The organism is Pseudomonas sp. NPDC099000 (assembly GCF_044759925.1).
Lineage (GTDB): Bacteria > Pseudomonadota > Gammaproteobacteria > Pseudomonadales > Pseudomonadaceae > Aquipseudomonas.
The window spans coordinates 40,583-59,779 of record NZ_JBIWAF010000012.1 but is presented as its reverse complement, the minus strand read 5'-3'; the positions used below and the strand labels follow the sequence as shown (position 1 = coordinate 59,779).

Below are 19,197 nucleotides of genomic sequence, written 5' to 3'. Positions count from 1 at the left end.
TTTTTTCAGATCAGTGCCAGCGACGGAAAATCAACGAGGTGTTGACGCCACCGAAAGCGAAATTGTTGTTCATCACGTACTCATTACTCATCTGGCGGAACTCGCCACGCAGGTAGTCGAGCTTGCCGCAGTGCGGATCGACCTCGTCGAGGTTGAACGTGTGCACGTACAGGTCGCGGTTCATCATTTCGATGCTGAACCAGGACTCCAGCGCACCGCAGGCGCCCAGGGTGTGACCGAGGAAGCTCTTCTGCGAACTGATCGGCATGTGCTCGCCGAACAACGCGCTGGTGGCTAGTGTTTCGGCAATGTCGCCCTGTTCTGTCGCCGTGCCGTGACCATTGACGTAGCCGATGTCTGAAGGCTGCAGCCCGGCGTCTTCCAGCGCCAGTTCCATGGCCCGGCGCATGGTGACCTGTTCTGGACGGGTGGTGTGCTGGCCGTCGGCGTTGCTGCCGAAGCCGACGAGTTCGGCATGGATGTGCGCACCGCGTGCCAACGCATGTTCAAGCTCTTCGAGCACCAGCATGCCGCCGCCTTCACCGATCACCAGCCCATCGCGGCCGCTGTCGTATGGGCGTGGGGAAGTCTGCGGCGCATCGTTTTTCAGGCTGGTGGCGTAGAGCGCGTCGAAGACCATGGCTTCGGTCGGGCACAGCTCTTCGGCGCCGCCGGCGAGCATCAATGGCAAGCGACCAAACTTGATCGACTCGTAGGCATAACCGATGCCCTGGCTGCCGCTGGTGCAGGCGCTGGACGTCGGGATCAGCCGGCCGGTGAGGCCGAAGAAGATGCTGATATTCGCGGCGGTGGTGTGCGGCATCATCCGCACGTAGGAGTTGGCGTTCAGGCCTTCGGCCACCGAGTTGAGCAGCATGTTGCCGAACGCCTTGATCTCGTCGGTGCTGCCGGTAGAGGAGCCGCAGGCGACGCCCATGCGCCCATCCTTGATGATCGGGTTACCCAACAGTCCGGCGTCGGCCAGCGCCTGCTCAGATGCGCCGACCGCCAGACGCGAGACCCGGCCCATGCTGCGCAGTTGCTTGCGGGTCCAGTGACTCGGGACTTTAAAGTCGTCGATGGGCCCGGCCAGACGCGTGTTGAGTTCGGTGAACCGATCCCACTCGTCCATCCGCCGAATACCGCTGCGGTTGGCCGCGAAGTGGCCGGCGATGGTGTTCCAGTCGCTGCCCAGTGAGGTGATGCCGGCCATGCCGGTGACGACGACGCGCTTCATCAGCAAAGGCCTCCGTTGACGGCCAGAACCTGCCGGGTGATGTACGAGGCTTCCGCCGACATCAGGAAATTCACCGCGCCGGCCACCTCTTCCGGGGTGCCCATGCGCTGTGCGGGAATCATTTTCATCAGTTCTTCCACCGGCACGTTTTCGTCCAGCATGGCTGTGTCGATCAGGCCGGGTGCGACACAGTTGACGGTGATTTTGCGCTTGCCCAGTTCGATCGCCAACGCTTTCGCTGCGCCGATCAAACCGGCCTTGGAGGCGCTGTAGTTGACTTGGCCACGATTGCCGATCAACCCGGAAACCGAGGTGATGCAGACAATCCGCCCGGCCGCGCGACGCCGGATCATCGGCATCATCACCGGGTGCAGCACGTTGTAGAAACCGTCGAGGTTGGTGCGCATCACCACATCCCAATCATCCTCGCTCAGCGCCGGAAAAGCACCGTCGCGCGTCAGGCCGGCGTTCAGCACCACGCCGTAATAGGCGCCATGAGCTTCCACGTCGGCTTCGAGAATGGCTTTGCAGCTGGCACGGTCGGAGACGTCGAATTGCAAAATTCGAGCATTGCGCCCCAGCGCCTGTATTTCGCCCTGAACGGTGATGGCGTCGGCCAGGCCGCTGCGGCAATGCAGCACGATGTCGTGCCCGGCCTGGGCCAGACGCAATGCGATGGCGCGGCCGATGCCGCGGCTGGAACCGGTGACCAGTACGGATTCAGTCATGGCTGGCTCCTTGGGATTCATGAAGGTATTGAGCGGCCTGAGGCGGGCGGAACACGTTCAGGCGGGCGGTGGCGTGAATGCCGGGGGCGTTGATGTGGCATTCGAACACGCCCATGCCGTTGTCGTCTTCCAGCGAGCGCAACCCGTGGATGATCAGCTCGGTGCCCGCCGGGAAGTGCTCCACGTTGCATTCGAATTTTCGGGTGCCAAGCAAGAAGCCCAGCGCCACCGCATCACCGCGCTGGCGCGCATGGCAACCGGCGTAGGCCGCGACGCTCTGGGCCATCAGTTCGATGCCGACCCACGCCGGCAGGCTGCCGTCGGGACGGTTGAACAGGCCACCGGGCTTGACGGTGAGACGGGTGTGAATCTGCTCGTCATCGAACGCCAGGATCTGATCGATGAGGATCATGTCGCCAGCGTGCGGCAGCAGCTCGGCGAGCGGCCAGTCAATCATGGGGCGTCTCCGATAATCAGGCTGACGTTGTTGCCACCGAAGGCAAAGGAATTGCTCATCAGGTAGCGAGGTGCAATGGACGTCAGGCGATGGGGCGGGGTCACCCACTGCAAGGCCGGCAAGTCGGGGTCGGGCTGACCGTCCCAGACATGCGGCGGCAAAAGGTTTTCCAGGTTGTCCGCGCTCAGGCTCAACCAGCAGAACGCCGCTTCCAGGGCGCCGGCAGCGCCGAGCGTATGTCCGGTCATCGGCTTGGTGGAAGAGCAGGGCACGCCATGCGGGAACAGGGCCGAGACCGCCAGGCTTTCCATCGCGTCGTTGTGTTGGGTCGCGGTGCCGTGCAGGTTCAGATAGCCGATTTGATCGGGTTGCAAATTCGCGCGGTTCAGGGCTTTGCTCATCGCTTGCAGGGCGCCCCGGCCGGTCGGTTCCGGCGCCGAGATGTGGTGCGCATCGGAACTGGCGCCGCTGCCGAGCAGGGCAATCGGTTGCCTGTCACCGGCCTTTTTGCTCATCAGAAACAGCACGGCGGCTTCGCCGATATTGATGCCGTTGCGGTTGACCGAAAACGGGTTGCAGCGCTGCTCGGACACCGCTTCCAGGGCCGAAAAGCCGTTGAGGGTCAGTTTGCACAAACTGTCGACGCCGCCGCACAGCACGGCATCGCACATACCCAGATCCAGCAGCCGCTGGGCACTCATCAACGCCCGGGCGCTGGAAGTGCAAGCAGTCGAGATCACATACGCCGGGCCGCTCAATTGCAGCCAGTCGGCGAGGAAATTTGCCGGCGCGCCGAGTTCCTGCTGCTGATAGTCGTAATCGGCGGGGAATTCATGTTCGCGAATGTAATGGGCCAGGCCACGGCTGGCCTCATCGATGCCGGAGGTGCTGGTGCCCAGGATCACACCGATTCGATCACGGCCGTAAGTCTGGATCGCTTGATCAATGTCATCGCGAATTTGCAGCGCGGCTTCCAGCAGCAGTTGGTTGTTGCGGCTGCTTTGCTCGGCCAGTTCCGGCGGGATCGGGGCCAGTTCGCCACGCACCGACGCCACCGGTAAAGATCGCTCCGGCACCCAGCCGGATTCGCTGCGCATGCCGGAGCAATCGCCGGCAAACAGGTTGCGGGCGACTTCCTGTTTGTCGCGACCCAGGGCGCAGATCACCCCGAGGGCGTTCAGATAGGCGGTCATGGCGTTTCCCCGCTCAGGGGCGTCACCAGGTACTTCGGACCTTTAGGCAGGTTCAACTCAAATCTCAGGTGTTGCGAGTAATGCACGTCCCAGCGAGCGGGCAGGGAGCGTTGCGAGCCATGTTGCCAGGCGTCGGGGTAGTTGCTCTGCAATTCGCCTTGCGGGGTCAGCGCGAACAGTAACGCGGCGAACAATTCCCTTGCTTCCGGATTCGGTGGCAGCAGGCCGTCGGCTTGCCACTGGCCATCGATCAGTTTCTGGCGTGCCTGCGGAATACCCAGCAAGTCCATCATGGACCAGCGAATGCCCGGGCCTTCACGCGCGATCACCAGCACCCAGTCCTGACGCTGATCAGCCAGCAGGCGCTGAATGTGCAGTTGTTGCGGCAACGGCAGGTTTTCGGTTTGCCCGGGCAGCGGCGCCTGGCTGGCGCAAGCGCTCAGTAGCAGAAGGCAACCCAAAAGCAGGTAACGGATCATGTGACATCTCTTGCGCAAAGTTCGGACAACACGCGCAGCCGCCGCTTGGGTTCGCTGACGAACGGATTGCGCTCGTCCCAGGCATAACCGGCGAGGATCGCACTGATCATACGGCGGATATCCGCTGAGCTGCCTGGATGGTAAATCACATCCTGGAAAGTCCCCGCGTACCAGCCTTCGACGTAGCAACGGAACGTGTCGACGCCACGCTTGAGCGGTGCGGCGAACTCGGTCTGCCAGTCGACGCTTTCACCTTGCAGTTGCCGATGCAAAACGCCGGCAGCCATGCTGGCCGAGCGCATGGCGATGGTCACGCCGGAGGAAAATACCGGGTCGAGGAATTCTGCGGCGTTGCCGAGCAACGCAAAGCCCGGGCCGTGCAAGGTTTTGACGTTGGCCGAGTAACCGCCGATGGTGCGGGCCGGCGTGTCCCACACGGCGTTTTCCAGGACGCCGGCCAGGCTCGAGGTTTCAGCGATGAAGCCGCGCAGGCAATCGTCCAGATTCTCCATGCGGCCTTCGAAGTGTTCGGCGGCCGCGACCACGCCCACCGAGCACCGGCCGTTGCTGAACGGAATGGTCCAGAACCAGATGTCGCGATGGGTCGGATGGGTGGTGATAAGGATCTTTTCGCGCTCAAAGGTCGGGCTGTCGATGTGGTCTTCGATGTGGGTGAACACCGCCTGACGCACCGGGAAATTCGACGGAGCTTCAAGGTCCAGCAGGCGTGGCAACACGCGACCGTAGCCGCTGGCATCGAGCACAAAATCAGCTTCGACACGGTACTGGCTGCCATCCTCGCGAAGCACATCGAGCTGCGGCTTCGGCAGGTCGAAATCGGCGCTGACGATGGCTTCGCCGTAGCGCACTTCCACGCCTTGCAGCGCGGCCTGATCGGCCAGCAGTTTGTCGAAATCGGCACGCTGGACCTGGAAAGTGGTCGGCTTGCCGTTGCTGAAGGTATCGCCAAAATCAAAGGCGCTGTAGTGCTCGCCCCAGGCGAACGCGGCACCGTTTTTCATCTGGAACCCGGCGGCGTTCACGGCCTCGAGCATGCCGGCTTCTTCGACGAAATCCAGGCAGTGCGACAACAGGCTTTCACCGATGGAAAACCGTGGGAAGTGCTGGCGTTCGATCATCAGCACATCGTGGCCTTTGCGCTTGAGCAGCGCGGCGGCAATGGCGCCCGAAGGACCTGCGCCAATGACAACAACCTGGCGACGTTCCATTTCAACTGTTGGCACGGGGGCTCCTTGCCGGGGCGGCGATATTCAAAGGGGTTTGGTGCATGCCGGCGAGTGCCGGCAGCAGTGTGGCGATCAGGCCCATCACCATCAGCGCGAAGTACAGCGCCGGGCTGATCAGCTGTTGTTGCAGCAGCAGGTTGAGAAAGACGATCTCACTCAAACCGCGAATATTGAGCAGCAGGCTTTCGCGCCAGCGACTGGCGCCTTCAAATGAAGCGCCGGCCCAGCCGAGGCCGAGCCAGTTGCCCAGCAGTTTGCTGGCAATCGGCAACAGCAGCAGCGCCGCCAACTGCACCCAGCCGAGACTGGCCATGGCCGCGTGGACATTGATCTGCACGATGCCGAAGGTGAGGATCAGCGGGATGGCGATCCAGGTTTGCAAACGGTTCATCCAGATCGCCGGCAACGGCAACACCAGCGGCACTTTCAGCGCGGCCATGCACAGCAGATAACCGATGCCGAAAATCAGTGCATTGAGCTTGAAGTGTTCGGCGACCACCAGCAGCGCAAAGAAGCAGCCGCTGTGCAGCAACGGTTGGCGCAAACCCAGCAAACGCAGGAGCAACGGCAGGCAGGCGCCGGCCAGCGGCAGCAGCAGACTGCTCAGGTGCAGGCTGCCTTGGGCAAAGCCGAACAGCGTCCAGCACGTGAGGTCGATGAGGATCGCGGTTTGCACCAGCCGACGGGTCGCAGCGGGTGGGTAGTTGATGTATCTCAGGTACAAAAACAACACCGGAATGGCGGTGATGGCGAACACCAGGCCGACCGCCAGCGAGCTGATCCATGGTTGCGGCGGCAACAGCCACACCGCTGTCGCCAGCCCACAGGCGAACGGAATGCAAAAACTCGGCAGGGCGATTTTCAGGCTTTGGCGATCCAGCCGCAGATCGATCACATCGCTGAGGATGTTTCCCAGCAACAAGGCAAAACCGAGGCTGTAGAGGTTTTTCAGCCAAACCGGCGAGATCAGTTCGGCGCCGCTGAGTTGCCAGCCCGGTTCGATCCAGAAGTACATCAGCAGCGGCAGACCGAAGGTCGCCAGCAGCAACTGGCTGACGATCGGGATCAGGCCGAAGCGACGACCCACGTGGGTGGCCACGGCGAACATCGTCAGGGCCATCAGCCAAAACAAGGCGATCATCATGCTGCTGGCTCCACGACGGCGGCGGCATGCACTTGGCGTCCGGCCCACGGCGCCAGGATGAAACTGAAGGCCAGGCCGAGGCTCACCGACAGACCGAAATTGCTCACTGCCGGCGTGCTGGACACCGCCAGCAGACCGAACGAAAGCCATGTGGTCACCGCTGCCAGCAAGGTGCCCAGCAGGCTCACGGCAGCACCGCCGACCTGTTCGCGCATGAGGATCGCGTAATCGACACTGATTGCCGTCACCAGCAGCAGGCCAAACAGGCTGAACAGCGTCAGCGGCTGACCCAGCCAACCGAGACTGCCCAGGCTGCACAGCGCGGCCAGCAAGGGCAGCGAGACGATGCGCAGCGCCCCACCGAAGCCAAAGGGCAGGATCAGCACCAGCACGATCAACACGCAGGAGGCGAGTTTCAGCTCCGCCGCGCTGATCTGTGTCGCCGCGAAAACGCTGTTCAGTTCACCGAGACGGTCGACCAATTCGACGCCCGGCAAGTCCAGCGCCTGTACGCGTAGCAGCGAAGGGTTGTTCAGGCCTTGCAGGCTGACCATCGCCGCCACGCCGTCATCGGTCGGCCCCAGCCACAGGGTGCGATAAGGTTCCGCCAGCGGACCGACCAGCGCGGCGTCGATGTCTTCGGCGGGCAGCGTCTGCAACGTTGCAAGCTCGGCTTGCAGCGCTTCTGCCGGCACGCCGAGGTCGAGCAAGGGCTGCCAGAACTGTGGCAACTTGCTCAACGCTTCGCGCACTTTGCGCTGCTCGCTCGGCTGGCTGACCAGTTGATTGAGCGACAGGTATCCCTGGAGTTTTTCCAGGTTGACCAACTGATCCAGCCGCTCGCTGAGTGCGGTCTGGCGTTCGAGCAGTTCCTGCTGATTAGCCGCGCGCACCAGGAAGAACTGGCTGGTTGGCTGATAACCGGTGATGCGCGCAATGGTCCGGGCTTCGTCGGTCAATTGCTGCGGTGCGCCGATCCACTGGCGGATATCGTTTTTGCTGTCGAGTTGCAACAGACCGCCGACGCAGAAAGCAATCAACAGCGCCAGCAACACCGGCGTGCTCACGTGTTTGAGCAGCGCTTCGCGCAGGTTCAGCAAACACTCGCTGACGCGCAGCGGCCATCGCGCCGGTCGCAGGTTCACGCCCTTGAGCAGCGCGGGTAGCAAGCACACTGCGGACAAATAGGCGCCGAGCAGGCCGGCGGCGGAGAACACGGCAATCTGGGTCAGGGCCGGGAACGGCGTCCAGGCCAGGGCCAGGTAGCCGATGCAACTGGTGATCAGGCTCAGCGTCAGGCCAGGCAGGGTCAGGCGTAACGCCGGCCAGCTGTTCCAGGGTTTCATGCTCCAGCTTTTCGACAGGTAATGCAGCGGGTAATCGACGGCCACGCCGATCAGGCTCGAACCCAGCACCAACGTCATCACATGCATGTGACCGAACAGCGCCACGCACGCCACGCCGCCGAACAGCATCCCCACCAACACCGGGACAAACGCCAGCAAGACACGCCAGCGCCGGAAGGCCAGCAACAGCAGCAACAGAATGCCGACGGTGGCGCCGCCACCGACCCACGTCATCTCGCGGGTGGCTTGTTGCTGACCGCTGGCCGCGTACAGCAGACCGCTGGCGGCGAGCAGTTGCACATCGGCCTGGGCGGCTTCTTCGCGGCTGCGTTCAAGCAGGTCAGCCACTTGCAGTGGCAGGTTCATGTCGAAGGCGTTGCCCGTGGTTTTGGCTCGCAGCAACACCCAACTCTTGCCGTCGGCATCGGCCACCAGCGCACCGCTGCCGATGTCCAGTTGCACGGCGCCATGTTGCGGCTGGCTGTTCTGGATGCGCCCGGTCAGCCCGAGCCAGTCATCCTGGCTCGGCACCAGGCTGAAGCCGGTGAAAGGGTCGAACAGGGCTTGCACCCGCTGCTGGATAAAGGCGTCGGGATGTTCGATCAGCTGCTGCCGATCCATCGCCGAGAGCATCGACAGTCGGCCTTGCAGCAGTTGCGTGCGCAGCGCCGGCAAGTCGGCTTGCAGGTTCCACTGAACCTTCTCGAACAAACCGCTGGCCTGCCACTGCTCGCCCAGTCTCTGCGCCATGGCGATGGCTTGCGGGCGATCTTTATGGCCCACCAACACCAGCATTTCCCGGTTCAGCGGTTCTTGCATGCGTTGTTCGGCGCGCAGTTCCAGCGCGTCCGGCGTTGTGCCCGGCACCAGCTCCATCAGGTTGGCCGACAGCGGTGCGCCGTCGCGCCATTGCCAGCCGGCGAGCGCGAGCACCGCCAGCAGGAGGATCAGGAACAGCCATGGAAGTCTGCGTTCACTCGGCAAAGTCATGTTGCTCCGCGTCGCTCAACGGTTGGGTGCTGGTGCTGTCCTGCATGCGCAACAGCGTGCTGTCGCCCTGGGTTTCCAGCAGTTCGATGCTGTGCACCAATTGGCTGCCGGTGATGTTGATCTGGTTGAACACCTGCTTGAGCAGCAATGAGCGCGGGATCAGCGTCAGTTTCCAGTTCTGCGCGTCGCCGCTCAGGGACAGTTCGAAGTCTCTTTGCAATCCGCTGCTGTCGCCTTGCAGTACAGCGAGGAACAAACGGTTCTGTTCGGCGCCGGCGCTTTTGCTCGGGAGCATTTGCCAACCGCTGGCGTCACGGCGGGCAATGCCTTTGCCGGTGATGCGGTAATCCTGTTGCAGCGGGGTCTTCAGCAACCAGAGCAAGCCGTGGTTTTTCGCGAGGACGAAGGTGCCCTTGCTGGTCAGCGGCTTGGGTAACGCGCGCAGGTGTTTTTCCTGGATGAAATTGCCGTGGATCACATCGGGTTTGGCCAGTTGATCGCTGAGTTGTTGCAAATCGAAGGCGTGAGCAATCGAAGACAGTCCGAGCAGCGCCAATGCGCCGAGGTATTTGAAAAACGGGTTCATGCCAGCATCCTTTCAACGGCATCGGTAAAGATCTTCGGCGAGGCCAGCTGCATCTCGCGGCTGCTCATGTCGACGGCCACCTGTACGGAACTGGCGCGGGTCAATCGCTCACCGGTTTGCAGGTCGCTGATCAGGTAATTGATCTTCAGACGGTTCTCCCACTCCACCAGATTGGCCCGCACGTTCAGCTTCTGGCCGAACACGGCGCCGCGCACATAGCGCAATTGCAGGTCAATCACCGGCCAGGCGTACCCCGACTCGACCATGGCGGTGTAGTTGTGGCCGATCTTGTCCAGCAGCGCACAACGGGCGACTTCCAGGTATTTGACGTAATGGCCGTGCCAGACGACGTTCATGGTGTCGACGTCAAAGAACGGCACGAGGATTTCCGTATCGGTGTGAAGCACTCCCTTGCTACGCATGCAGCCTCCAGTGTTGCTCGGCGATGCGTTGCAGGCACAGGCGCAATTCGCCTTCCAGCGCGCGGTCTTCGATGACCGGCGGGAACTCTTTGGCCAATTCTTCGTGCATCGCGGCGAGGGCGGGTGGCAACGGTCGCGCGTCCTCGGCCTTGCTGCGCAGCCACACGCCTTGGTTGGCGGCGAGCAAAGTAGCGGCGGCGACCTGTTCGGTCAGCTCCAGCACACGGATCGCATCGCGGGCGGCGATGGTGCCCATGCTCACCTTGTCCTGGTTGTGGCACTCGGTGGAGCGCGAGAAGACGCTGGCCGGCATGGTGTTTTTCAGCGCTTCGGCGGTCCAGGCACTGGTGCCGATCTGTACGGCCTTGAAGCCGTGATTGAGCATCGCGCGGTCCGCCGTGGCGCCGGACAGGTTGCTCGGCAAACCATGGTTGTAACGCTCGTCCACCAGCAGCGCGAGTTGCCGGTCCAGCAGATCGGCTACGTTGGCCACCAGGTTTTTCAGGCTATCCATGGCGAACGCAATGTGGCCGCCGTAGAAGTGCCCGCCGTGCAGCACGCGTTCGGCCTCGGCGTCGATGATCGGGTTGTCGTTGGCGCTGTTGAGCTCGATCTCGATGAACGAACGCAGCCAGTTCAGGCTGTCGGCCAGAACGCCGAGCACGTGCGGCGCACAACGCAGGGAATAACGGTCTTGCAGGCGATGCAGCGGTGCCGTCGGCGCGTCGATCGCCAGATCCTTGCGCAGCCACGCGGCGACTTGCATCTGCCCCGGATGCGGTTTGGTGGCGAACAGGCGCTCGTCGAAGTGCTCGGGGTTGCCTTGCAGGGCGACCACGTTCAACGCGGTGATGCGGGTGGCCAGTTGCAGCAGATAATCGGCGCGGGCGTAGGCCAGACACGCGAGGCCGGTCATCACGGCGGTGCCGTTCATCAGCGCCAGGGCTTCTTTCGGGCGCAGCACCAGCGGTGTCCAGCCGAGTTCGTGGTGAACATCGGCGGCTTGGCGACGTTCGCCACGGAACATCACTTCGCGCTCGCCGGACAAGGTTGCGGCGACGTAAGAGAGCGGCGTCAGATCACCGCTGGCGCCCACCGACCCTTCTTCCGGGATCAGCGGCAGGATGTCGTGTTCGAGGAACGCCTGAAGGCGCTCCAGCAGTTCCACGCGCACCCCGGACACGCCGTGGCACAGCGACTGCAAACGCGCCGCCAGGACGGCGCGAGTGGCCTGGGCGTCGAGCAATTTGCCCAGGCCGCAGCCGTGGAACGTGTACAGATGACGGGGCAACGCCTCGACGTGATGCAGCGGCACCGCGACCACGCAGGAGTCGCCGTAACCGGTGGTCACGCCATAAATCACGCCTTCCTTGTCCAGCAGGGAATCGAGGAATCGCGCGCCCTTGGCAATGCGTTCGCGGTACGCAGGGTCGCTTTGCAACTGCGTCGGCACCTGACGGTTGGCCGCGGCCAGCACGTCTTCGATGCGCAAAGGGAGTTCGCCGAAGGTTACCGGCTCAAGCGTTGGCGTCGTCATCGGTCTTCCAGAAAGGGTAAAAGTTGAACCATTGTTGGGGCGCTTCAAGGCAATAGTGACCCAGGCGTTCGGCGTAGCGGGAGGCCCACTGATGAATGACCTGTTCGCGGTCGCTGCGTTTCCACACCACGGCCTCGGCAAACGGCTCGAGGGTGACTCGATATTGGCCCGACGGTTTCTTCAGGCACATCAGCAGATTGATCGGGCATTTCAGCAAGCCGGCCAGCAGCCACGGCCCTTGCGGAAACGCGGCCTGATGACCGAGGAAGTCAACGGTCACGCTACGTCCGCCATGCAGGGGCACACGGTCGCCGGCAATCGCCAGCCACTCGCCGCGCTCCAGGCGTTCATGCAGTTGCAGCATGATCACCGGGTCCAGCTCACTGACCTGAATCAGCCTCAGATTGGTCGCGCCGGCTTCGCCCAGCAAACGGTTGAACTGCTCGGCATGCTTGGTGTGCACCAGCACGTTCATCGTGACTTTCTCGCCGATCTCCGCCAGCGCGCGGCAGACTTCGAGATTGCCCAGGTGCGCGCCCACCAGCATCTGCCCGCGAGTGCCGCGCAGCTGAGTGCGCAGCAGAGCCGGGTCGACGATTTCGATGTGCTCGATGCTCAGCTTGCCGTTCCACACATCGAGCTTGTCGAGCATCGAATCGGCGAAGGCCATGAACTGGCTGAACACTCGCCAGTGGGTCGGACGCAATTGCGGGCGTGCGCTCCAGTCCGCGAGGCGCTGCTGGTATTGCCAGGCGCTGCGGCGGGCGCTGCGACCGAACAGGAAAAAGTACAAAACGATGCCGTACAGCAGCGGACTCAGCAGCCGCCGGCCCAGCACTTTGGCGCCGAACGCGGTGAGTTTCATCAGCCAGAAACTGCCGCGTTCCTGACGGTCGGCCCAGTGCTCTTTGTCTGCGTTGATGCTCATGCTCGCCACCGTCGCCAGAGGATCACCGGTGCCCGCAGCAACATGCCGAAGAACAGCCGGGTGTGCATGCTCGAAATCAGCACATTGTCGTGGAACATACGGAAATGCGAGACACCGTCCAGCGGGTAATGGACCTTGGTCGGCAACCACTGCATCGGCTGATTGCGCCAGGCCAGACGCACGAGAATGTCCGAGTCGAAGTCCATGCGTTTGCCGATCTTCGCCGAGTCGATCAGCGCCAGGGTCGGTGGCAATGGGTAGACGCGGAAACCGCACATGGAATCGCGGATCTGCAAGGAAAGCGTGTTGATCCAGACCATGACGTGCGTCAGGTAGCGGGCGTACAACCGGCCTTTCGGCACGCTGGCGTCGTATTGTGGATAACCGCAGATCACCGCTTTGGGATGAGCGCGTGATTGTGCGATGAAGGTCGCGACATCTTGCAGGTCGTGCTGGCCGTCGGCGTCCACCTGCAAAGCGTGGCTGAATCCCAGGCGCGAGGCTTCGCGCAGGCCGGTCATGACCGCACCGCCCTTGCCTTGGTTGGCGGTGAGGCGGATCAGGTAAACCATTTCGCGCCGGGCCAGTTGGTCGAGTACTTTGGCACAGGGTTGATCGCTGGCATCGTCCACCAGAATGCACGGCAGGCCACTGGCGATCAGCGCGTCGACCACCGTGGTGATCGCGGTTTCGTGGTTGTAGACCGGGATGATTGCGCAGGGGTTATGCATTCCGGGTCACACCTCACCCTTGTAGCCGCTGGCGAAGCCTGCGTTCGGCCGCGAAGCGGGCGTAAACCGGCATGTGCGGTATTTCGGAAAAATGGTGGTGGTTGCCATGCGAGCGCTTAGCACTCGGACGCAGCCTTCGGCAGTTGCTACAGGGGATCTCAACTTATCCACTGGTAGCCTCCAGCAAAATCCGCCCACTGGAGCAGGTCGCGGTTTCATTGCGATAGGCGAAGTACAATTTGCTGCGTTCCGGGTCAAAGCGCAGGTGCAGTTGGACTTCATCACCCGGGCGCACCAGTTGCTGGAATTTCAGCACTTCCATACCGGCGAATTTAGCGGGCAGATCCATCAATTGCTGGCCGAGGCTCAGCGCCCAATCCACCTGCACCACACCGGGCAATACCGGCGTTTGCGGGAAGTGTCCGCTGAAGTAGGCGAGGTCCGGCGGAACGGCCAGTTGCAGGCTCCATTCGCCATCGACTTCGACCTGTTCCAACACTTCCGGCGCTTTCGGGCGGGGGGCCAGCAGCAAGGCTTCGACCTCGGCCTGAGGCAGTTTGCCTTGAGCGTTCAGGGGCAATTGCCGCAGCAACCGCCAGCGTCGTGGCAGGGCCAGGGCTTCGCAGTGCTGGCCCAGGTGCTGACGCAGTTCTTGCGTCAAAGTGCGGCGGCCCTGATTGCGCAAGGCATGCAGGCCTGCGTCCGTCAGCACCAGCAGCGCGCCCAGCGAGGCGCGGTTTTCCTGGACTACACCGAGGCGCGCATCTGCGACCCAGTCATGCTCCATCAGCGCCTTTTCCAGCATCGGCAACGAGATACGTTTTTCTTCCAGTTTGACGATCCGGTCCAGCCGTCCGAGCAGTTCGAATCGGCCGTTGGCAGCGATCCTGGCGGCATCGGCAGTGTGTTCGATATGGCCGGCGGGCAAGTAGGGCGAGGCGATCAGCAGCGCACCCTCGTTGTCTTGGCTCAGCACGACGTCAGCAAACGGTTGCCAGAGATCATGGCCCTGACGCCAGGCGATGCCGCCGGTTTCCGAGCTGCCGAGGATTTCCGTCGGCCATTGTTGCAGGCGTTCGTAAAGACTTTGCGCAGCCTCGGCCGGTAAGGCTCCGCCGGAAGAAAATACCCGGCGAACCGCACTCAATGCCGGCCAGTCGAGGTTGTCGCCCATGCGCTTGAGCAGCGCCGGGCTGGCGACCCAGGCGAACACCGGGTGTTCGCGGCTGGCGCGCTGCAAGTCTTCCGGGAAGGCCAGTTGCTTGCGCACGAACGGGCGCCCGGCGCACAGCGGCCACAGCACCCGAAACAGCAAACCGTAGATGTGCTGGGTGGCGACACTGCCGATGATGCACGCCTGGCCCAGGTCGGCACCCCAGAGCTGCTCCAGCGCCTGAACTTCATTGGCGAGCTGGCGCAGAGTCTTGTCGATGCGCTTGGGTTCGCCGCTGGAACCGGAAGTACACAGGCTCAGCTGGCAGGTGTCCAGATCCAGTGCGGCGGGGGACAGGGGCGCCTGCCGATAGTCGGTGAGATGCGCGTCATCGGCCAGGTCGGTCAGCCACAGATCGACTTCGCTCGACCAGCGTTGGCGAGTCTGCGGTTGCAGGTCGGCAGGCAGCAGCACGCTGACCCCGGCACGCCAGGCGCCGAGCAGGGCAATCGCCAGGTCAGCGGCGTCTTCAAGGTGCACGGCGATGCGCTGCACGCCCTGGGATTGCAGGCCGGCCGCGAGGCTCAACGCCTGTTCGCACAGCTGTGCGTGATTCAACGCCGGTTCGGCCGCAATGGCACGCTGCGGCTGTGCCTTGAGCAACAGCTGCTCAAGTGATATCCAATTCATGGGTGGCCTCGTACCCGTTGTCGTATGAGCCATTCAATGGCAAACAGCAGGCCCATCAATCCATAGGAAATCAGGCCGGTGTACAACATCCACCAACTCAGAGGCGCCCACAGGGTCAGGGCGGCGGCGAGCAAACCGTTACAGAGGAAAAACACACACCAGACGACGGTCACCTGGCGGGTGTAAACAATCGCCTTGGCCGGCAAGTGCGGCTCACGCAGGCGCGCCAGGCGTTCAACCATCGGCGGCCCGACTTTCAGGCTCAGGCCGAACAGCCCCAGCATGAAGGCGCTGATCAGCACCGGGTACCAACGCAGCAACAACGGGCTGTCGAATAACGCCAGCAACAGGCAGAAGCCAATCGCGGTGAGCGCCATCCACAGGCTGCCGGGGCGACGCGCACCCAGCAGCGCCCGCGCCAGCCACAGGCTGCCCAGCAGCAGACCGAACTGCCACGGAGCAAAGTGTTCCATGCCGAAATACACCGCAAAGGGGTACAACAAGCCCGCCAGCAACAGGCCAAGGCCGATCAGTCGACTCATGCGGCCGGTTGAACCAGACGGTAGACCGCCTCGACCACGTCGCTGACGGTACGCACCGATTTGAATTCTTCGGCGGCGATTTTCTTGCCGGTCTGACGCTTGATGTGATCGATCAGGTCGACGGCGTCGATGCTGTCGATTTCCAGGTCCTGATACAGGTTGGATTCGAGGCTCACGCGCTCAGGGGCCAGCTCGAAGAGTTCGACCAAGGCATCGCGCAGGGTGTTGAAAATGTCGTCACGAGTTTGCATGGTCCGGTCTCAAGCTGCCTGTTTTGCGGTGACGAAGGCCGCAAGGCTCGCCACGTTACTGAAGTGATTACGGGTGTCCTTGGCATCGGCGTCGATTTTGATGCCGTACTTTTTCTGGATGGCCAGTCCGAGTTCCAGGGCGTCTACCGAGTCCAGGCCCAGGCCTTCGCCGAACAGCGTCTGGTCGTCGCCGATGTCGTCGGCGCTGATGTCTTCGAGGCCCAGGGCGTCGATGATCAGGGTTTTGATTTCACGGTGCAGATCGCTCATCTTCGGCGAGCTCCTTAATAAAGTAGGAATGCAAATAATCGTTGAGCTTGCGCGAAGCCTGAGGCGCAGGGCCACACGCGGCAAAGGCTTGTGGGTCTATATCGGCCCCGACGCGAAAACTGAAGTGCACGCGGCGTTTCGGGATGCGATACCAGGGTTCGGCCTTGGTCAATGTGGTCGGGTTGACCTTGATGATCACCGGGGTGAGGATTTTCGCACCACGCAGGGCGATTGCCGCGCCCCCCCGATGAAAGGCCGGCGGTTCGCCCGGCTGGGTGCGGGTGCCTTCGGGAAAGATGATCAGGGTCTGGCCGCTTTTCAGTGCGTCAGCCGCGGCGTCGAGCATGTCCATGCTGCCGTCGTTGCTGATGTATTCGGTGCAGCGTAGCGGGCCTCGGGTGAACGGATTCTCCCAAAGGCTGTTCTTGACCACGCAGTTGGCGTGACGCACCAGACCGATCAGGAACACCACGTCGATCAGCGACGGGTGATTGGCCATGATCATCTGCCCCGGGCGACCGAGCTTTTCCGCGCCCTGGATGTCGTAGGTCAGTACGCCGGTACGGGCCATGAAGCGGACAAAATACCAAAAGCAGCGACTGACGGTTTGTCGTGCCCGTAATCGATGGGTCTGGGCATCGCCGGGCAGGCAACTCAGCAACGGGAAAACCACAAGCCGCAGGCACAGCCCGCCCAACCCGAACAGGGTGAAGCTTGCGGCGGTGGCCAGCAGACGCCAGTAATAGGCGTCGCGGTTTTTTTCGGTTACAGGTTGCGTTGCCAGGTCCATACACGATTTTTCCAGGCATGTTGGCAGGTGGTCTGCTGGCCGAGCAGGGTACGCAAGAGATTCAGGGCATGGGGCCAGTGGGCGTTGGACAACGCATCCGAAGTGCTGTTCAGGGACAGCTGCCAGTCGGTACCTGGTGTCAGTAACAGACCGACTGCATAGGGGAACGGCACGTCGTCGATCCAGGCCGAGTAGGCTTCGGGCGGTTTTTCTTCTGTGACGATCAGCAGCACGGCAGGCGCGCCTTCGGAAAGTAGCGCCGCGGCCTCTAGCATGCCGTGTTCAAGGCCGTCACCGGCGGCGGCCAGGGCGGTCATCTCGCTGGTTTCACCGCGCATGATCGACCACAGACCTATGACCGCGTTGTGCACCGACAGGCTGAATTGAGTCGGCGACAACGGTTGTTCGGCGGCCAGATCGCTGAGGATTTCGAAAGTGCGGGGTGTTTCGCCATGACGGGAAATAAAGACCAACGGTAGGTCCTGGCGACCGTCGGCCAGGGGCCAGCCGACGCTGAACGCCATCCGCGCCAGTCGGCTGAGTCGCCGGCGCTGCATGGCTGGCAGAAAAGACACGTCGGGGGCGGCATCGCTGCTCTGAAGCACGACCGGTTGTCGGCTCCAGGCCTGCCAATCGTCCACGCTTTCGAGCCCAGGGGCCCACGCGCGCCATTGGGCGATGTTGAAATTGATCACAGGCATTCATCCCGCCCCTGCGGGCTTCCTTGACGCGGCCAATCGCAAAAAAAAAGCGAACTGCCTTAGGTGGCGCTGGGCGCCGAGTGGCGCGCATTATCCCGTTGCGACGGGTGTGTAGCAAATGGTGGTTACGTTTTGCTCGATGAAACGTACTGGTTGGTCCGTGAAAAGCTGTCGTTTGGCCATTATCCACATCGGGGGGAGCATGTCTGTCGGCTCTGTCGCTGATCAATGGCGGGTTTAGCGGCTTTTTTATTAAGAGAATGCCGCTGACTGTGTAGTCCCCATGCTGGCGAGGTAGCTAAGCAGCGCCGTGGCCTACTACACTCGGTCATTCTTTGATACACGGAGGTTTTTCACATGCGGCGCGTGGTGTTCAATCAGAAAGGTGGCGTGGGCAAATCCAGCATTGCCTGCAATCTGGCGGCGGTCAGCGCCAGCGAGGGTTATCGCACCCTGTTGGTGGATCTCGATGCCCAGGCCAACTCCACTCAGTACCTGACGGGCCTCACCGGGGATGACATCCCGATGGGCATCGCCGACTTCTTCAAGCAAACCCTGTCCTCTGGACCGTTCTCGAAGAAGAACCAGGTCGATATCTACGAAACGCCGTTCGAAAACCTCCACGTCATCACCGCAACCGCCGAGTTGGCCGACTTGCAGCCCAAGCTTGAGGCCAAACACAAGATCAACAAGCTGCGCAAATTGCTCGAGGAACTGGGGGAAGATTACGACCGCATCTACCTGGATACCCCGCCAGCGTTGAACTTCTACGCGGTATCGGCGTTGATCGCCGCTGATCGGGTGCTGATCCCCTTCGACTGCGACAGCTTCTCGCGCCAGGCGCTGTACGGCCTTTTGGCGGAAATCGAAGAATTGAAGGACGACCATAACGAAGGTCTGGAAGTTGAGGGCATCGTGGTCAATCAGTTCCAGGCCCGTGCCAGCCTGCCGCAGCAAATTCTAGATGAGCTGATCGCCGAAGGATTGCCGGTGCTGCCGGTGTACTTGACCAGCTCGGTGCGCATGCGCGAATCCCACCAGGCCAATACCCCGCTGATCCACCTCGACCCACGGCACAAGTTGACGCAGCAATTCGTCGAGCTGCACAACCTGCTCGAAAACGCCTGACAGTCCTCTGTAGGAGCGAGGCTTGCCCGCGAAGACGGTCTGACAGTCAACGATAGTGTTGAATGTTATGCCCTCTTCGCGGGCAAGCCTCGCTCCTACAGTTCCGTGGTGATTACGAGATCTCGTTCAGATACCCTGGCTACGCAACCAGCTCATCAACTGCGGTAAGGGGAAGGCGCCGCTCTGGCGGGCTACTTCCCGGCCGTTCTTGAACAGAATCAAACTGGGAATCGAGCGAATCCCCAACTGCGCCGACAATGGCTGGTTCGCCTCACTGTCCAGTTTCGCCAGTCGACATTTACCCGCCAATTGCCCCGCCGCCTGCTCGAATACCGGCGCAAACGACTTGCACGGCCCGCACCAGTCCGCCCACACGTCCACCAGCAACGGCAGATCACCCTTGATCTGACTGGCGTAATCGCCTTGCTTCAACTCAAACGGCTTGTTCAGCAAGACCTCGGCTTTGCAGCGGCCGCATTTTGGGTGATCGTTGAGGCGTTCGGCGGGGATGCGGTTGAGGCCGTTGCAGTGGGGGCAGGGGATGTGGAGTGGGTCGGTCATGAGGGTGGTCCTGTAAAGAAGCCGATCATCTCTATGTGGAGACGTCTGCTCACATTTTCAATCGTGCGGCGTCTGGCGGTGAAACT

Annotated in this window: 21 protein-coding genes; 1 reads left to right on the top strand and 20 read right to left on the bottom strand. The window is 62.1% G+C overall.

Annotated elements, in window-relative coordinates:
* Positions 1–10 precede the first annotated feature (10 nt).
* From ACIQV9_RS16165 to ACIQV9_RS16075, 19 genes are all read right to left on the bottom strand, one after another.
* Positions 11–1,237 (bottom strand): beta-ketoacyl-ACP synthase, encoded by a 1,227-nt coding sequence (locus tag ACIQV9_RS16165; RefSeq protein ID WP_403103218.1) that lies wholly within the window; start codon positions 1,235–1,237, stop codon positions 11–13.
* Entirely contained in the window at positions 1,237–1,965 is a 729-nt protein-coding gene (fabG, locus tag ACIQV9_RS16160) for a 3-oxoacyl-ACP reductase FabG (protein WP_403103214.1), read from the bottom strand. The genes ACIQV9_RS16165 and fabG overlap by 1 nt, the downstream gene beginning before the upstream one ends.
* Positions 1,958–2,422 carry a hotdog family protein gene (locus ACIQV9_RS16155; RefSeq protein ID WP_403103211.1) on the bottom strand — a complete coding sequence of 155 codons (465 nt, stop codon included), beginning with the start codon at positions 2,420–2,422 and terminating at the stop codon, positions 1,958–1,960. Before ACIQV9_RS16155 ends, fabG begins: the two co-directional genes overlap by 8 nt.
* Positions 2,419–3,615 carry a beta-ketoacyl-[acyl-carrier-protein] synthase family protein gene (locus tag ACIQV9_RS16150; RefSeq protein ID WP_403103209.1) on the bottom strand — a complete coding sequence of 399 codons (1,197 nt, stop codon included), beginning with the start codon at positions 3,613–3,615 and terminating at the stop codon, positions 2,419–2,421. The genes ACIQV9_RS16155 and ACIQV9_RS16150 overlap by 4 nt, the downstream gene beginning before the upstream one ends.
* Positions 3,612–4,094 (bottom strand): hypothetical protein, encoded by a 483-nt coding sequence (locus tag ACIQV9_RS16145; protein WP_403103207.1) that lies wholly within the window; start codon positions 4,092–4,094, stop codon positions 3,612–3,614. The genes ACIQV9_RS16150 and ACIQV9_RS16145 overlap by 4 nt, the downstream gene beginning before the upstream one ends.
* Positions 4,091–5,338 (bottom strand): NAD(P)/FAD-dependent oxidoreductase, encoded by a 1,248-nt coding sequence (locus ACIQV9_RS16140; RefSeq protein ID WP_403103204.1) that lies wholly within the window; start codon positions 5,336–5,338, stop codon positions 4,091–4,093. Before ACIQV9_RS16140 ends, ACIQV9_RS16145 begins: the two co-directional genes overlap by 4 nt.
* Complete coding sequence (locus tag ACIQV9_RS16135; protein ID WP_403103202.1) at positions 5,325–6,485, bottom strand: sodium:proton antiporter; 1,161 nt, start codon at positions 6,483–6,485, stop codon at positions 5,325–5,327. The genes ACIQV9_RS16140 and ACIQV9_RS16135 overlap by 14 nt, the downstream gene beginning before the upstream one ends.
* Positions 6,482–8,821 carry an MMPL family transporter gene (locus ACIQV9_RS16130; protein WP_403103199.1) on the bottom strand — a complete coding sequence of 780 codons (2,340 nt, stop codon included), beginning with the start codon at positions 8,819–8,821 and terminating at the stop codon, positions 6,482–6,484. The genes ACIQV9_RS16135 and ACIQV9_RS16130 overlap by 4 nt, the downstream gene beginning before the upstream one ends.
* A complete protein-coding gene (locus tag ACIQV9_RS16125) occupies positions 8,805–9,407 on the bottom strand; it encodes an outer membrane lipoprotein carrier protein LolA (RefSeq protein ID WP_403103196.1) in 603 nt (200 codons plus the stop codon). The genes ACIQV9_RS16130 and ACIQV9_RS16125 overlap by 17 nt, the downstream gene beginning before the upstream one ends.
* On the bottom strand, positions 9,404–9,829 hold the full coding sequence (locus ACIQV9_RS16120) for an acyl-CoA thioesterase (RefSeq protein WP_403103193.1): 426 nt from the start codon (positions 9,827–9,829) through the stop codon (positions 9,404–9,406). Before ACIQV9_RS16120 ends, ACIQV9_RS16125 begins: the two co-directional genes overlap by 4 nt.
* Entirely contained in the window at positions 9,822–11,366 is a 1,545-nt protein-coding gene (hutH, locus tag ACIQV9_RS16115) for a histidine ammonia-lyase (RefSeq protein WP_403103190.1), read from the bottom strand. Before hutH ends, ACIQV9_RS16120 begins: the two co-directional genes overlap by 8 nt.
* Positions 11,347–12,294, bottom strand: a complete 948-nt coding sequence (locus ACIQV9_RS16110) for a glycosyl transferase (protein ID WP_403103187.1) — start codon at positions 12,292–12,294, stop codon at positions 11,347–11,349. Before ACIQV9_RS16110 ends, hutH begins: the two co-directional genes overlap by 20 nt.
* Entirely contained in the window at positions 12,291–13,025 is a 735-nt protein-coding gene (locus tag ACIQV9_RS16105; protein ID WP_403103183.1) for a glycosyltransferase family 2 protein, read from the bottom strand. The genes ACIQV9_RS16110 and ACIQV9_RS16105 overlap by 4 nt, the downstream gene beginning before the upstream one ends.
* Positions 13,026–13,188: 163 nt before the next feature.
* Entirely contained in the window at positions 13,189–14,868 is a 1,680-nt protein-coding gene (locus ACIQV9_RS16100; RefSeq protein ID WP_403103180.1) for an AMP-binding protein, read from the bottom strand.
* Positions 14,865–15,410 carry a hypothetical protein gene (locus ACIQV9_RS16095; protein ID WP_403103177.1) on the bottom strand — a complete coding sequence of 182 codons (546 nt, stop codon included), beginning with the start codon at positions 15,408–15,410 and terminating at the stop codon, positions 14,865–14,867. The genes ACIQV9_RS16100 and ACIQV9_RS16095 overlap by 4 nt, the downstream gene beginning before the upstream one ends.
* Entirely contained in the window at positions 15,407–15,661 is a 255-nt protein-coding gene (locus ACIQV9_RS16090) for an acyl carrier protein (RefSeq protein WP_403103174.1), read from the bottom strand. Before ACIQV9_RS16090 ends, ACIQV9_RS16095 begins: the two co-directional genes overlap by 4 nt.
* Positions 15,662–15,670: 9 nt before the next feature.
* Positions 15,671–15,931 (bottom strand): phosphopantetheine-binding protein, encoded by a 261-nt coding sequence (locus ACIQV9_RS16085; protein ID WP_403103172.1) that lies wholly within the window; start codon positions 15,929–15,931, stop codon positions 15,671–15,673.
* The gene (locus tag ACIQV9_RS16080) at positions 15,912–16,721 is read right to left on the bottom strand and encodes a lysophospholipid acyltransferase family protein (RefSeq protein ID WP_403103169.1); all 810 of its coding nucleotides are present in this window, start codon (positions 16,719–16,721) and stop codon (positions 15,912–15,914) included. The genes ACIQV9_RS16085 and ACIQV9_RS16080 overlap by 20 nt, the downstream gene beginning before the upstream one ends.
* Positions 16,697–17,422, bottom strand: coding sequence for a beta-ketoacyl synthase chain length factor (locus ACIQV9_RS16075; RefSeq protein ID WP_403103166.1), 726 nt, complete (start codon positions 17,420–17,422; stop codon positions 16,697–16,699). Before ACIQV9_RS16075 ends, ACIQV9_RS16080 begins: the two co-directional genes overlap by 25 nt.
* Positions 17,423–17,779: 357 nt before the next feature.
* Between ACIQV9_RS16075 and ACIQV9_RS16070 the strand changes: the two genes are divergently transcribed.
* Complete coding sequence (locus tag ACIQV9_RS16070) at positions 17,780–18,550, top strand: ParA family protein (protein WP_403103163.1); 771 nt, start codon at positions 17,780–17,782, stop codon at positions 18,548–18,550.
* Between the two features lie 126 nt (positions 18,551–18,676).
* On the opposite strand, the gene trxC is transcribed toward ACIQV9_RS16070, so the two are convergent.
* Positions 18,677–19,111 (bottom strand): thioredoxin TrxC, encoded by a 435-nt coding sequence (gene trxC / locus ACIQV9_RS16065; protein WP_403103161.1) that lies wholly within the window; start codon positions 19,109–19,111, stop codon positions 18,677–18,679.
* Between the last annotated feature and the right edge of the window lie 86 nt (positions 19,112–19,197).

Excerpts from the sequence above, each read along its gene's own strand:
- ACIQV9_RS16165 (WP_403103218.1), bottom strand. The coding sequence starts at position 1,237 with ATGAAGCGCGTCGTCGTCACCGGCATGGCCGGCATCACCTCACTGGGC.
- fabG (WP_403103214.1), bottom strand. The coding sequence starts at position 1,965 with ATGACTGAATCCGTACTGGTCACCGGTTCCAGCCGCGGCATCGGCCGC.
- ACIQV9_RS16155 (WP_403103211.1), bottom strand. The coding sequence starts at position 2,422 with ATGATTGACTGGCCGCTCGCCGAGCTGCTGCCGCACGCTGGCGACATG.
- ACIQV9_RS16150 (WP_403103209.1), bottom strand. The coding sequence starts at position 3,615 with ATGACCGCCTATCTGAACGCCCTCGGGGTGATCTGCGCCCTGGGTCGC.
- ACIQV9_RS16145 (WP_403103207.1), bottom strand. The coding sequence starts at position 4,094 with ATGATCCGTTACCTGCTTTTGGGTTGCCTTCTGCTACTGAGCGCTTGC.
- ACIQV9_RS16135 (WP_403103202.1), bottom strand. The coding sequence starts at position 6,485 with ATGATGATCGCCTTGTTTTGGCTGATGGCCCTGACGATGTTCGCCGTG.
- ACIQV9_RS16130 (WP_403103199.1), bottom strand. The coding sequence starts at position 8,821 with ATGACTTTGCCGAGTGAACGCAGACTTCCATGGCTGTTCCTGATCCTC.
- ACIQV9_RS16125 (WP_403103196.1), bottom strand. The coding sequence starts at position 9,407 with ATGAACCCGTTTTTCAAATACCTCGGCGCATTGGCGCTGCTCGGACTG.
- ACIQV9_RS16120 (WP_403103193.1), bottom strand. The coding sequence starts at position 9,829 with ATGCGTAGCAAGGGAGTGCTTCACACCGATACGGAAATCCTCGTGCCG.
- hutH (WP_403103190.1), bottom strand. The coding sequence starts at position 11,366 with ATGACGACGCCAACGCTTGAGCCGGTAACCTTCGGCGAACTCCCTTTG.
- ACIQV9_RS16110 (WP_403103187.1), bottom strand. The coding sequence starts at position 12,294 with ATGAGCATCAACGCAGACAAAGAGCACTGGGCCGACCGTCAGGAACGC.
- ACIQV9_RS16105 (WP_403103183.1), bottom strand. The coding sequence starts at position 13,025 with ATGCATAACCCCTGCGCAATCATCCCGGTCTACAACCACGAAACCGCG.
- ACIQV9_RS16100 (WP_403103180.1), bottom strand. The coding sequence starts at position 14,868 with ATGAATTGGATATCACTTGAGCAGCTGTTGCTCAAGGCACAGCCGCAG.
- ACIQV9_RS16095 (WP_403103177.1), bottom strand. The coding sequence starts at position 15,410 with ATGAGTCGACTGATCGGCCTTGGCCTGTTGCTGGCGGGCTTGTTGTAC.
- ACIQV9_RS16090 (WP_403103174.1), bottom strand. The coding sequence starts at position 15,661 with ATGCAAACTCGTGACGACATTTTCAACACCCTGCGCGATGCCTTGGTC.
- ACIQV9_RS16085 (WP_403103172.1), bottom strand. The coding sequence starts at position 15,931 with ATGAGCGATCTGCACCGTGAAATCAAAACCCTGATCATCGACGCCCTG.
- ACIQV9_RS16080 (WP_403103169.1), bottom strand. The coding sequence starts at position 16,721 with ATGGACCTGGCAACGCAACCTGTAACCGAAAAAAACCGCGACGCCTAT.
- ACIQV9_RS16075 (WP_403103166.1), bottom strand. The coding sequence starts at position 17,422 with ATGCCTGTGATCAATTTCAACATCGCCCAATGGCGCGCGTGGGCCCCT.
- ACIQV9_RS16070 (WP_403103163.1), top strand. The coding sequence starts at position 17,780 with ATGCGGCGCGTGGTGTTCAATCAGAAAGGTGGCGTGGGCAAATCCAGC.
- trxC (WP_403103161.1), bottom strand. The coding sequence starts at position 19,111 with ATGACCGACCCACTCCACATCCCCTGCCCCCACTGCAACGGCCTCAAC.